Origin of the sequence: Candidatus Sodalis pierantonius str. SOPE (assembly GCF_000517405.1) — a bacterium.
Lineage (GTDB): Bacteria > Pseudomonadota > Gammaproteobacteria > Enterobacterales > Enterobacteriaceae > Sodalis_C > Sodalis_C pierantonii.
The window spans coordinates 3551471-3564247 of sequence record NZ_CP006568.1 but is presented as its reverse complement, the minus strand read 5'-3'; the positions used below and the strand labels follow the sequence as shown (position 1 = coordinate 3564247).

The 12777-nt window shown below is 51.1% G+C and carries 7 protein-coding genes and 10 pseudogenes; 11 read left to right on the top strand and 6 right to left on the bottom strand.

Annotated features, from left to right (window positions below; translation table 11 throughout):
• Positions 1-22: 22 nt before the first annotated feature.
• A pseudogene (locus tag SOPEG_RS17840) lies at positions 23-781 on the bottom strand (DNA adenine methylase).
• A 188-nt stretch (positions 782-969) separates the two neighbouring features.
• Here SOPEG_RS17840 and SOPEG_RS17835 point away from each other — a divergent pair.
• The 3 genes and pseudogenes from SOPEG_RS17835 to istB all read left to right on the top strand — a co-directional run bounded on the left by SOPEG_RS17835 (position 970) and on the right by istB (position 4464).
• On the top strand, positions 970-1893 hold the full coding sequence (locus SOPEG_RS17835) for an IS5-like element ISSoEn1 family transposase (RefSeq protein ID WP_025246366.1): 924 nt from the start codon (positions 970-972) through the stop codon (positions 1891-1893).
• A 261-nt stretch (positions 1894-2154) separates the two neighbouring features.
• Positions 2155-3704: pseudogene (gene istA, locus SOPEG_RS25285) on the top strand (IS21-like element ISSoEn3 family transposase).
• An 11-nt stretch (positions 3705-3715) separates the two neighbouring features.
• Positions 3716-4464, top strand: a pseudogene (gene istB, locus SOPEG_RS17825) (IS21-like element ISSoEn3 family helper ATPase IstB).
• A 121-nt stretch (positions 4465-4585) separates the two neighbouring features.
• Here istB and SOPEG_RS17820 read toward each other — a convergent pair.
• A pseudogene (locus SOPEG_RS17820) lies at positions 4586-5795 on the bottom strand (IS256 family transposase).
• 72 nt (positions 5796-5867) lie between these two features.
• Positions 5868-6272, bottom strand: a complete 405-nt coding sequence (locus SOPEG_RS17815) for a CCDC90 family protein (protein WP_025246364.1) — start codon at positions 6270-6272, stop codon at positions 5868-5870.
• Positions 6273-6589: 317 nt separating this feature from the next.
• Here SOPEG_RS17815 and SOPEG_RS29955 point away from each other — a divergent pair, with 317 nt between their 5' ends.
• From SOPEG_RS29955 to SOPEG_RS23325, 3 genes and pseudogenes are all read left to right on the top strand, one after another.
• Positions 6590-6823 carry a Rha family transcriptional regulator gene (locus SOPEG_RS29955; protein WP_236851543.1) on the top strand — a complete coding sequence of 78 codons (234 nt, stop codon included), beginning with the start codon at positions 6590-6592 and terminating at the stop codon, positions 6821-6823.
• Positions 6820-7362, top strand: a complete 543-nt coding sequence (locus tag SOPEG_RS17810) for a Rha family transcriptional regulator (RefSeq protein ID WP_071882240.1) — start codon at positions 6820-6822, stop codon at positions 7360-7362. Before SOPEG_RS29955 ends, SOPEG_RS17810 begins: the two co-directional genes overlap by 4 nt.
• Positions 7363-7512: 150 nt before the next feature.
• Positions 7513-8220, top strand: a pseudogene (locus tag SOPEG_RS23325) (IS5 family transposase); the annotation flags it as partial.
• 57 nt (positions 8221-8277) lie between these two features.
• On the opposite strand, the gene SOPEG_RS17800 reads toward SOPEG_RS23325, so the two are convergent.
• Positions 8278-9201, bottom strand: a complete 924-nt coding sequence (locus SOPEG_RS17800; RefSeq protein ID WP_025244160.1) for an IS5 family transposase — start codon at positions 9199-9201, stop codon at positions 8278-8280.
• A gap of 71 nt (positions 9202-9272) precedes the next feature.
• Here SOPEG_RS17800 and SOPEG_RS26660 point away from each other — a divergent pair.
• The 5 genes and pseudogenes from SOPEG_RS26660 to SOPEG_RS26655 all read left to right on the top strand — a co-directional run.
• Positions 9273-9522 (top strand): annotated as a pseudogene (locus SOPEG_RS26660) (IS5/IS1182 family transposase); the annotation flags it as partial.
• Positions 9523-9579: 57 nt separating this feature from the next.
• Positions 9580-9859, top strand: a pseudogene (locus tag SOPEG_RS29950) (Rha family transcriptional regulator); the annotation flags it as partial.
• Between the two features lie 32 nt (positions 9860-9891).
• A pseudogene (locus SOPEG_RS29945) lies at positions 9892-10290 on the top strand (phage antirepressor KilAC domain-containing protein).
• Positions 10291-10321: 31 nt separating this feature from the next.
• On the top strand, positions 10322-10573 hold the full coding sequence (locus tag SOPEG_RS17785; protein WP_025246363.1) for a hypothetical protein: 252 nt from the start codon (positions 10322-10324) through the stop codon (positions 10571-10573).
• A gap of 172 nt (positions 10574-10745) precedes the next feature.
• Positions 10746-10886, top strand: a pseudogene (locus SOPEG_RS26655) (IS5/IS1182 family transposase); the annotation flags it as partial.
• 56 nt (positions 10887-10942) lie between these two features.
• Here the strand turns inward: SOPEG_RS26655 and SOPEG_RS17775 are convergent.
• Positions 10943-11866, bottom strand: coding sequence for an IS5-like element ISSoEn1 family transposase (locus tag SOPEG_RS17775; protein ID WP_025246362.1), 924 nt, complete (start codon positions 11864-11866; stop codon positions 10943-10945).
• A gap of 68 nt (positions 11867-11934) precedes the next feature.
• Positions 11935-12741, bottom strand: a pseudogene (locus SOPEG_RS17770) (IS5-like element ISSoEn1 family transposase); the annotation flags it as partial.
• Positions 12742-12777: the final 36 nt, after the last annotated feature.

The following is a 12777-nucleotide window of genomic DNA, read 5'->3' as shown; positions in this document are numbered from 1 at the left end:
AGAATTGTTTGCAAACAGGAAATCAGGCGAAATTACGAATGACCAACTCGCGTCTACTATGACGGTTCTTGCCTAATGAGTATTTTAGGCCAACAACGTCGATATGAAGGTTTTTGAAGATGAGCCTCATTTCTGGGATATCATTAACTGAAATCACCATTCTTCCTGCTATTGAATGAGCAAGGCTATCAATGATGCTGTATTGCTCCAGGCCAAACGCTGCGCCATAGCCTTGAGTCTTCCAGTAAGGTGGATCAAGATAGAACAATGAGTGTGGCCTATCATATTTTTCAATACAAGCCTGCCACCCAAGATGCTCTATGGTTGCATGGGATAAACGCAGGTGAGCCTGTGATAGCTGTTCTTCGATTCTTAAGAGGTTCAATGACTGTGATCGCACAGCCGAAGTACCAAAGTTCTACCCGCTCACTTTGCCACCAAATGTGAGCTGCTGAAGACAGTAAAAGCGGGCGGCTCGCTGTATATCGGTCAGCGTTTGCGGAGATATTTCTTTCAGCCAATCAAACAGCTGCCTGCTGCTCAAGGCCCACTTGAACTGGTGGACGAATTCCTCCACATGGTACTTGACTACCCGATAGAGGTTTATCAAATCCCCGTTGATACCGTTCAACACTTCGACTGTAGATGGATCCTTGCTGAAAAACAGCGCCGCTCCTCCACAGAATGGTTCAACGTAGAATTTGTGCGCAGGAAAGCACGGTAAAATATGTTTAGCCAGCCTCCGCTTTCCTCCCACCCATGGTATGATTGGTGTATTCATCAATATAGTTCCTACATATAACTATAAGTTTTACCGATCAATTATTGGTTATTGATCGTCAAAATAATTATCACTCATGCAGAAATATGCAGATACAAACAGAGCCGTAGAGTGGCTTTGTTGAATAAATCGAACTTTTAGGTGACTGGCGGCTCTGATCACTACATTCGTTTCAACATCAGGTCCCCATGGCAAAGCAAAAGTTTAAAATTACCAACTGGCCCGCATATAACAATGCGCTCAGGCAGCGGGGGGACCTGACAGTATGGCTTGATGAGTCAGCCATTGCTGCATGGACTGAGAGTACACCACCTGAACATCGTGGCCGGCCGCTTCACTACACCGATATGGCCATTACCACGGTTCTGATGATAAAGCGCGTGTTTAACCTTTCGCTCCGGGCGTTACAGGGTTTCGTTGACGCGATTTTTAAACTGATGGGGCTGTCGCTGCGCTGCCCAGATTACTCTCTGGTCAGCCGGCGAGCAAAAACCGTCGACATCAGCATAAAAACGCCAACCCGCGGCGAAATCTCACACCTGGTCATCGATGGCACCGGCCTGAAAATCTTCGGCGAAGGCGAATGGAAAGTCAGGCAGCATGGGGCTGAGAGGCGCAGAGTATGGCGCAAGCTTCATCTGGCAGTAGATAGCGCGACACATGAAATTATCTGTGCCGATTTATCGCTAAGCGGTACGACAGATGCGCAGGCGCTGCCCGGGCTGATTAACCAAACCCACCGGAAAATCAGGGAAGCGTCGGCTGACAATGCTTACGATACGCGTTACTGTCATGATGCTCTGCTGAGGAAAAAAATAAAGCCGCTTATCCCACCGCGAAGTGGTGCGCAATATTGGCCAGCTCGATACCATGAGCGTAACCATGCGGTGGCAAATCAGCATCTGAGCGGCAATAACGATACCTGGAAAAAGAAAGTAGGTTATCACCGGCGTTCACTGGCTGAAACGTCCATGTTCCGGTTTAAAACACTTCTGGGTGGTCATCTGAGTCTGCATGACTATGACGCGCAGGTAGGTGAGGCTATGGCAATGGTCAAAGCGCTTAACCGGATCACGCTGTTAGGAATGCCAAACAGCGTCCGCATCATGTAACAATCGCCCTGATAGGGAGGAAGTCGTCACAAATTTCGGATTTATTCAACAAAGCGCCGTAGAGTATAAATATCGCTATTCATTTTTCTGTGTCACTGCTGCTCCAAAACTGACCCACTGTGCCAATTTAAGCGCTACCTGCTGGTTCCGGTCACATCCGATCACTGATTCCGGTCGCCCGATCAGCGATTCCGATTCTGTCCGATCGCTCATCTTCTGTTCCGCCATACTCTGGAGACTTTTAGCTTCCGGGGGCATGGCATGGCACGTAAAAAGAAGAAAGCGAGAACGGAAATGTGCATCTATATTAATGTTTTACGTATGAAATTCGAGCAACGTCGCTCGAATCGCACTATCGCAGCAGCGCTCGGCATAGGCTGTACTACCGTGCACGATATCCTCGGCCGATTCACGGTAGCTAACCTGGTCTGGCCATTGCCGGCGGAACTGTCCCCCGTCGACCTCGACCGCCTGCTCTATCCCGGCAAATCCGGAAAAGTTATCAATACCTTACCCAGCTGGCTTGATATCGATACCGAGTTAAGCCGCAAGGGCATGACCAAGCAGCTGCTCTGGATGGAATATCAGTCCGCCGTGGGCGGTGATGCCCTCGGTTACTCACAGTTTTGTGCACTGTTCCGTGACTGGAAAAAGAAGCAGCGGCGTTCTATGCGCATGGAGCACAAGGCTGGCGAAAAGCTCTTCATCGACTTCTGTGGCCCCACCGTACCTATCGTCAACCCTGCGACCAGTAGCGTACGCCAGGTCGCTATCTTCGTCGCTGCCATGGGCGTGTCAGGCTATGGTATATCGAAGCCTGCGAAGGCCAGGACATGGCATCGTGGTTCAACGCCAATAGCCGCTGTCTGCACTTCATGGGTGGGGTTCCGGAGCTGATGATACCTGATAATCTGCGCAGCGCTGTCAGCACCCCTGACCGCTATGAGCCGGTCATAAACCAGAGCTACCAGGCGCTGGCAAATCACTATGAGACAGTGGTGCTACCGGCGCGCCCGAGAAAACCGAAAGACAAGGCGAAGGCAGAATCAACTGTGCAGCTGGTAGAACGCTGGGTTTTGGCCCGGTTGCGTAAACGTAGGTTCTACTCGCTGGCCGAACTCAACCAGGTGATACGAGAACTCAATCATGAGTTGAATCTGCGCCCGATGCGTCATTACGGCGGACAAAGTCGCCTTGAACGCTTCGAGCAGCTGGACAAACCGGCTCTTGGGCCTCTACCGCCCACACAATGGGAATACAGTGAGTATCTCGTTGCCCGAGTGGAACCTGATTACCACATAGACTACGGCAAAAACTGGTACTCGGTGCCGCATCCGCTGGTTGGCGAGCGCGTTGACGTCATCGCCACCCAACGGCTGGTGCAAATCCACCATAAGGGCGTCTGCGTGGCTACGCACCCTCGCAGCGATAACGCCTATAGGCACACGACTCAGGCGGCGCACATGCCGGCTAACCATAAGGGGCAGAGTCAGTGGACGCCGGAAAGGCTGTGCAGTTGGGCGCTGTCGGTGGGTGTGTGCACACTGAAAGTGGTCGAGTCCATCCAAAAGAGCAAAGCCCATCCGGAGCAGGCTTACCGCTCCGTGCTGGGGCTACTCAATCTGCAACGGCGCTATGAGACGACGCGACTGGAGAAGGCCTGCGCGCTGGCGTTGGAGAAAGGGTGCATTAACCGCTCTTTCATAGCCAACGTATTGAAACACGGTCGTGAAAGTGAGGTCACCCAGGACGGAGCCGGCGTATCAATGCTGGTTCACGAAAACCTCCGAGGTCCGGACAGTTATCACTAAGGAGAATAAATATGGATACACTGTTAATGGCTCTGCGAGAGCTGAAGTTGTCGGCAATGGTCCAGGCGTTGGAGACGCAACGCGAACTCCCGGGGAGTTATGGGGAGCTAGGGTTCGAGGAGCGGTTGTCGCTGATGGTAGAAGCGGAAAATTTACATAGAAAAAACAACCACATATGCCGTATTCGACGGCAATCGCAAATGCGCTTGCAGGCAAAACCGGAAGATATCCGCTATATCCTAGCCGAGGAGTGACACCGGAACAGATGCGAGATCTGCTAGGGGGACAATATCTGAAATATCAGAAAAGCATACTCATCACGGGGCCGACAGGTACGGGCAAAACCTGGCTCAGTTGTGCGCTTAGTGAGCAGGCATGCCGGCAGCAATATAGCGTGCGTTACTGGCGAGTGGGTCGGTTGCTGGCCCATCTTCACCAGTGTCAGGTAGACGGGACCTATCTAAAACAGCTTAAGCAGTTAGAAAAAATAGAGTTACTGATCTTGGACGATGTGGGCCTAGAATCAATAAGTCCGATGCAGGCAACGATGCTGTTGGAGGTGATGGAAGATCGCTACGATAAAAGCAGCAGCATCCTGATCAGTCAACTGCCGGTGAAAAAATGGTATGGACTGATAGAAAACCCCACGACAGCTGACGCGTTACTCGATCGGTCAGTACACCCCAGCTATAGACTGGAACTTAAAGGCGAATCACTACGCAAAGAGCAAGGAGTAGCCAGCACAGGAAAAATAGACTAAACCCGAGTCAGAAGATGAGCGAACACGTGAACGAATATCACTGGTATGGGTGATCGGAAAATATCGGAATAACTGATCGGATGTCGCGACCCTGTACACGATTCTGTGTAAATGCCTTTTCTCAGAAGTGACCGTCCAGGCGATCACCGAACTCGATAATAAAGCGGTTCATTGCCATGCGCCAGTCCCTCAAAGGCATTGTCCATTTCTGTGAGGCCGCCTGTATCGCCAGCCACACCACCTTTTTCACTGCGTCGTCGGTCGGGAACACCTTGCGCTTTTTGATGGCATGCCGGATCACGCTGTTTAACGACTCGATGGCGTTGGTCGTGTAGATCACCTTGCGGATGTCCGTTGGGTAGGCAAAGAACGTGGCCAGATTGGCCCAGTTTGCCTGCCAGCTTCAACTTATTTGCGGGTAGCGGATGTCCCAGGCACTGGAGAACGCTTCCAGCGCCTGCAAGCCGGCTTCTTCCGTAGGGGCCTGATAGGATAGCTTTCAGGTCGCGGGTGACGGCCTTGTAGTCCTTCCAGGAGACGAACCGCAGGCTGTTGCGCACCATATGCACGATATACAGCTGGAGCCGCGCCTCCGGATACACCGAGTTAATAGCGTCAGGGAAACCTTTCAGCCCGTCTACACAGGCGATAAGAATATCGTTCAGGCCGCGGTTTTTCAGCTCTGTCAGCACGTTCAGCCAGAACTTTGCGCCTTCATTTTCGGCCAGCCACATACCTAGCAACTCTTTCAGGCCTTCGATGTTGATGCCCAGCGCCAGGAACACAGATTTGTTGATGATGCGGCTGTCCTGCCGGACTTTTAGAACGATACAGTCAAGATAAACAATGGGATAGACTGCATCCAGAGGCCGGTTTTGCCATTCGACAACCTGCTCCATGACCGCATCGGTGACCTTTGAGACCAGCGCCGGCGAGACATCGGCGTCATACAGCTCTTTGAACGCGGCGGCGATCTCGCGGGTGGTCATCCCTTTGGCGTACAACGATAAAATCTGGTTATCCATCCCGGTAATCCGGGTCTGGTTCTTCTTCACCAGTTGCGGTTCAAAGGAACCGTCACGATCGCGCGGAGTACGCAGCGCCAGCGGGCCATCGCCAGTGGTAACGGTTTTTGTAGAATAGCCGTTGCGGGCGTTGGTCCCCGGTTTAGGCTGATTTTTATCGTAGCCGAGGTGATGGGTCATTTCGGCATTGAGAGCTGCTTCGACGCTGATTTTTTTCAGCAGCCGATCGAGGTGACTGAGATCTTCAGGGGTTTTGAGATTTTTGGCCAGTTCGTTAGCCAGAGCCTGCAACTGTTTTTCGTCCATAAATTAATCTGTTTTTGATGTTGGATTGAACATATCAAAATCAGGCAAATACACAAATTTCTAAACAGGCTCTCACAGCAGTTTTATTACTACAGTAACAATGGTCGATGCAAGACCGGCGATAGCAAGCATCACAGCACTCAGTTTTATCAATAATCCATTCGCAGTATGTTCAACATCCTTACGGAGTAAGGCGATCTCTGCGGATAAGTCCTTACGAACATCGGCTATCTGCGTGTCGGTCTTCTCGAAGCGGGCTTGCATCTGAGCTTCGTGCTTCTCGAACCGAGCATCGACCTTATCGAATCTGGCGTCGATTTCCTTACGGACATCTTCAAGATCGCGTTTAGTAGCAACATCAACGGCCTCGTGCGATTCACGAACCGCAAGCGAAATTGCCTTAGCCTGGTCTTTAGGCAAACCAGCAGTTTCCAGCGTTTCAACGAATTTCAAAGTATCGAACGCAACTTGACCCATAGGGGTTCCTCCTCTTTTGAGCAAGTGTAACCCAGCAACCGTATTGACGGAAGATCAACCCATGCGCTATAGTCAATCTGCATCTGCAAATTCAGGTGTCGGGTGTGAGAACCCGCCGAGATTCACCGCGACAGAATGACACGCCGCGAGCGTGTTTTTTTATGTCGCAATCTAGCTACCCTCTATGGTGAGCTGGATAGGGCAGCCGCAAGGCTGGCCGGACGGTGAACCCGGTATTCTCACCCCTGTTCGGCTCACCACCCGCGAGCGTGAGAACTCCGAGTGGTGATGGATTTAGTTCACTATCGGAGGTCATCATGACCCTTCACACATCTCTTGCTGCACCCAAAGTTACTATCCACAACGGTAAAGCCGTAACTACATCACTGGATGTTGCTGATTACTTCGACAAACTGCATAAAAACGTCATCCAGAAGATAGAATCCTTGGATTGCTCGCCTGAATTTACATCAGCTAACTTTTCAGCCGATGTTCAAAAAGTAGACATTGGCAACGGTGCACAACCCGCGATTCAAAAATCTTCACCATGACAAAGGATGGCTTCGTCTTCCTCGTCATGGGCTTCACGGGCAAAAAGGCCGCAGCGTTCAAGGAAGCTTACATCGCGGAGTTTAACCGCATGGAGGCAGAACTTTACTCGATACCGCAGTACAAACCCCAAGCAGCCGAACTATTCAACAACAATGACATTGATCGCCTGACTCGTATTGTCTGGCAAATGAGCAACGGCTTCCACTTTGACCGGGCATGGAGTAACGCCATATGGCAGACTCTGCGCCGCGTAACGGGCGTACCCTTCCCTCAGCATTTTGAAATCCGGCAACTCCCCCTGCTGGCTGAGGAATGCCGCCGTATCTACGGCATTACCAATCGGCTTAAAGAGGGCATCTTCGACGCTGAGAAGCAGACCATTCGCCGCATCCTGCGTCATCGTGAGGACGAGGCTATCGTGCTGGGCGAAATGCAGCGGATGCTTGAAGAGAGCACGCAACAGCATTACGGCATCATGACCCACGCGCTCGAAAAATGGCAACAGGCGAACGTTAACCAGTTCCTGCAACGCCACTAATCACTCATCCCGCCCCGGTAACGTGCCGGGGTTCCGTTAATCACATTGACCTGTGAGAGGTTTACTCATGAAAAAGGCTTTGTTGAATAAATCGAACTTTTAGGTGACTGGCGGCTCTGATCACTACATTCGTTTCAACATCAGGTCCCCATGGCAAAGCAAAAGTTTAAAATTACCAACTGGCCCGCATATAACAATGCGCTCAGGCAGCGGGGGGACCTGACAGTATGGCTTGATGAGTCAGCCATTGCTGCATGAACTGAGAGTACACCACCTGAACATCGTGGCCGGCCGCTTCACTACACCGATATGGCCATTACCACGGTTCTGATGATAAAGCGCGTGTTTAACCTTTCGCTCCGGGCGTTACAGGGTTTCGTTGACTCGATTTTTAAACTGATGGGGCTGTCGCTGCGCTGCCCAGATTACTCTCTGGTCAGCCGGCGAGCAAAAACCGTCGACATCAGCATAAAAACGCCAACCCGCGGCGAAATCTCACACCTGGTCATCGATGGCACCGGCCTGAAAGTCTTCGGCGAAGGCGAATGGAAAGTCAGGCAGCATGGGGCTGAGAGGCGCAGAGTATGGCGCAAGCTTCATCTGGCAGTAGATAGCGTGACACATGAAATTATCTGTGCCGATTTATCGCTAAGCGGTACGACAGATGCGCAGGCGCTGCCCGGGCTGATTAACCAAACCCACCGGAAAATCAGGGAAGCGTCGGCTGACAGTGCTTACGATACGCGTTACTGTCATGATGCTCTGCTGAGGAAAAAAATAAAGCCGCTTATCCCACCGCGAAGTGGTGCGCAATATTGGCCAGCTCGATATCATGAGCGTAACCATGCGGTGGCAAATCCGCTTTGTTGAATAAATCCGAAATTTGTGACGACTTCCTTCCTATCAGGGCGATTGTTACATGATGCGGACGCTGTTTGGCATTCCTAACAGTGTGATCCGGTTAAGTGCTTTAACCATTGCCATTGTCTCACCTACCTGCGCGTCATAGTCATGCAGACTCAGATGACCACCCAGAAGTGTTTTAAACCGGAACATGGCCGTTTCAGCCAGTGAACGCCGGTGATAACCTACTTTCTTTTTCCAGGTATCGTTATTGCCGCTCAGATGCTGATTTGCCACCGCATGGTTACGCTCATGGTATCGAGCTGGCCAATATTGCGCACCACTTCGCGGTGGGATAAGCGGCTTTATTTTTTTCCTCAGCAGAGCATCATGGCAGTAACGCGTATCGTAAGCACTGTCAGCCGACGCTTCCCTGATTTTCCGGTGGGTTTGGTTAATCAGCCCGGGCAGCGCCTGCGCATCTGTCGTACCGCTTAGCGATAAATCGGCACAGATAATTTCATGTGTCACGCTATCTACTGCCAGATGAAGCTTGCGCCATACTCTGCGCCTCTCAGCCCTATGCTGCCTGACTTTCCATTCGCCTTCGCCGAAGACTTTCAGGCCGGTGCCATCGATGACCAGGTGTGAGATTTCGCCGCGGGTTGGCGTTTTTATGCTGATGTCGACGGTTTTTGCTCGCCGGCTGACCAGAGAGTAATCTGGGCAGCGCAGCGACAGCCCCATCAGTTTAAAAATCGAGTCAACGAAACCCTGTAACGCCCGGAGCGAAAGGTTAAACACGCGCTTTATCATCAGAACCGTGGTAATGGCCATATCGGTGTAGTGAAGCGGCCGGCCACGATGTTCAGGTGGTGTACTCTCAGTCCATGCAGCAATGGCTGACTCATCAAGCCATACTGTCAGGTCCCCCCGCTGCCTGAGCGCATTGTTATATGCGGGCCAGTTGGTAATTTTAAACTTTTGCTTTGCCATGGGGACCTGATGTTGAAAAGAATGTAGTGATCATAGCCGCCAGTCACCTAAAAGTTCGATTTATTCAACAAAGCCTGGCAAATCAGCATCTGAGCGGCAATAACGATACCTGGAAAAAGAAAGTAGATTATCACCGGCGTTCACTGGCTGAAACGGCCATGTTCCGGTTTAAAACACTTCTGGGTGGTCATCTGAGTCTGCATGACTATGACGCGCAGGTAGGTGAGGCAATGGCAGCAGGTAGGTGAGGCAATGGCAATGGTTAAAGCACTTAACCGGATCACACTGTTAGGAATGCCAAACAGCGTCCGCATCATATAACAATCGCCCTGATAGGAAGGAAGTCGTCACAAATTTCGGATTTATTCAACAAAGCGCATGAAAAATTCAACCATTGCACAAACATTGACCATGTCCAGCCTTGAAATTGCAGAGCTGGTTAAAAAACGTCACGACAACGTAAAACGGACTATCGAAACGCTGATTAGCAAAGGGGTAATTACTTCTCCTCAAATTGAGGAGAAGCCCACAGCAGGCCGCTCAACCTCAGTTTATATGTTTGAGGGCGAGCAGGGTAAACGCGACAGCATTATCGTCGTCGCTCAACTCTGCCCCGAGTTTACCGCCCGTCTGGTTGATCGCTGGCAAGGGTTGGAGAAACAGTTAGCCCTTCCCGCCGACCCCATCCAAATGCTCAACGACCCGGCAGCGATGCGCAGTATTCTTCTTACCTACACCGAAAAGGTTATTGCTCTGGAAAGCAAGGTAGAAGAGATGTCCCCGGACGTGAAAGCCCTGCACCGCATCGCAAAATCTGATGGCGGCATGTGCATCACCAACGCCGCAAAGGAATTGCAGGTGCGCCCCAAAGATCTGTTCGCCTTCCTCCGCGAGCGTGGCTAGATTTATCGCCGTGTAGGTGCCAAGAACTGGATGGCCTATCAGAGCAAAATCCAGTCCGACTACCTAGAACATAAAATCTCGATTATTCCCTGCGACGATGGCACCGACAAAATCCGCGAGCAGGTGCTGGTGACGCCGAAGGGACTGGCGAAGCTCTCTCAAACCTTCTGCCTCGAACCGGCATAACGATTAAACGTAGCGTAAAAGGAATTTCATCATGTTTAAAACGTTCTGGACACTGAAAATTATCAACGCGCTGTTCATTATTTCATGCGTTGCCTGTCTGGCACTGGTCCTTATCTCATTCAGTGATACATCGACACCCTATACGAAAATCACCGACGGTATATTGGCATTGCTGGCACTGCTCGGCGTCCGGCTGACGCTTGAATGCATCGCTGTGCAATTTTTACAGGCCGAAACCTTGAAGAAAATTCTCAGTAAACTGGAGAAGGAGAATGAAACCTAAAATTCCAGAATGGGTAAAAGAGAAAGCAGAACTATATGAAAATCTCTACCGAGAAGGACTTAAGCGCGCAATACGCATCCGACGAACAGGTTATTTAGGCTTTGTTGAATAAATCGAACTTTTAGGTGACTGGCGGCTATGATCACTACATTCGTTTCAACATCAGGTCCCCATGGCAAAGCAAAAGTTTAAAATTACCAACTGGCCCGCATATAACAATGCGCTCAGGCAGCGGGGGGACCTGACAGTATGGCTTGATGAGTCAGCCATTGCTGCATGGACTGAGAGTACACCACCTGAACATCGTGGCCGGCGCTTTGTTGAATAAATCCGAAATTTGTGACGACTTCCTTCCTATCAGGGCGATTGTTACATGATGCGGACGCTGTTTGGCATTCCTAACAGTGTGATCCGGTTAAGTGCTTTAACCATTGCCATTGCCTCACCTACCTGCGCGTCATAGTCATGCAGACTCAGATGACCACCCAGAAGTGTTTTAAACCGGAACATGGCCGTTTCAGCCAGTGAACGCCGGTGATAACCTACTTTCTTTTTCCAGGTATCGTTATTGCCGCTCAGATGCTGATTTGCCACCGCATGGTTACGCTCATGGTATCGAGCTGGCCAATATTGCGCACCACTTCGCGGTGGGATAAGAGGCTTTATTTTTTTCCTCAGCAGAGCATCATGACAGTAACGCGTATCGTAAGCACTGTCAGCCGACGCTTCCCTGATTTTCCGGTGGGTTTGGTTAATCAGCCCGGGCAGCGCCTGCGCATCTGTCGTACCGCTTAGCGATAAATCGGCACAGATAATTTCATGTGTCACGCTATCTACTGCCAGATGAAGCTTGCGCCATACTCTGCGCCTCTCAGCCCCATGCTGCCTGACTTTCCATTCGCCTTCGCCGAAGATTTTCAGGCCGGTGCCATCGATGACCAGGTGTGAGATTTCGCCGCGGGTTGGCGTTTTTATGCTGATGTCGACGGTTTTTGCTCGCCGGCTGACCAGAGAGTAATCTGGGCAGCGCAGCGACAGCCCCATCAGTTTAAAAATCGAGTCAACGAAACCCTGTAACGCCCGGAGCGAAAGGTTAAACACGCGCTTTATCATCAGAACCGTGGTAATGGCCATATCGGTGTAGTGAAGCGGCCGGCCACGATGTTCAGGTGGTGTACTCTCAGTCCATGCAGCAATGGCTGACTCATCAAGCCATACTGTCAGGTCCCCCCGCTGCCTGAGCGCATTGTTATATGCGGGCCAGTTGGTGATTTTAAACTTTTGCTTTGCCATGGGGACCTGATGTTGAAACGAATGTAGTGATCAGAGCCGCCAGTCACCTAAAAGTTCGATTTATTCAACAAAGCCGTTTTAAACCGGAACATGGCCGTTTCAGCCAGTGAACGCCGGTGATAACCTACTTTCTTTTTCCAGGTATCGTTATTGCCGCTCAGATGCTGATTTGCCACCGCATGGTTACGCTCATGGTATCGAGCTGGCCAATATTGCGCACCACTTCGCGGTGGGATAAGCGGCTTTATTTTTTTCCTCAGCAGAGCATCATGACAGTAACGCGTATCGTAAGCACTGTCAGCCGACGCTTCCCTGATTTTCCGGTGGGTTTGGTTAATCAGCCCGGGCAGCGCCTGCGCATCTGTCGTACCGCTTAGCGATAAATCGGCACAGATAATTTCATGTGTCGCGCTATCTACTGCCAGATGAAGCTTGCGCCATACTCTGCGCCTCTCAGCCCCATGCTGCCTGACTTTCCATTCGCCTTCGCCGAAGATTTTCAGGCCGGTGCCATCGATGACCAGGTGTGAGATTTCGCCGCGGGTTGGCGTTTTTATGCTGATGTCGACGGTTTTTGCTCGCCGGCTGACCAGAGAGTAATCTGGGCAGCGCAGCGACAGCCCCATCAGTTTAAAAATCGCGTCAACGAAACCCTGTAACGCCCGGAGCGAAAGGTTAAACACGCGCTTTATCATCAGAACCGTGGTAATGGCCATATCGGTGTAGTGAAGCGGCCGGCCACGATGTTCAGGTGGTGTACTCTCAGTCCATGCAGCAATGGCTGACTCATCAAGCCATACTGTCAGGTCCCCCCGCTGCCTGAGCGCATTGTTGTATGCGGGCCAGTTGGTGATTTTAAACTTTTGCTTTGCCATGGGGACCTGATGTTGAAACGAATGTAGTGATCAGAG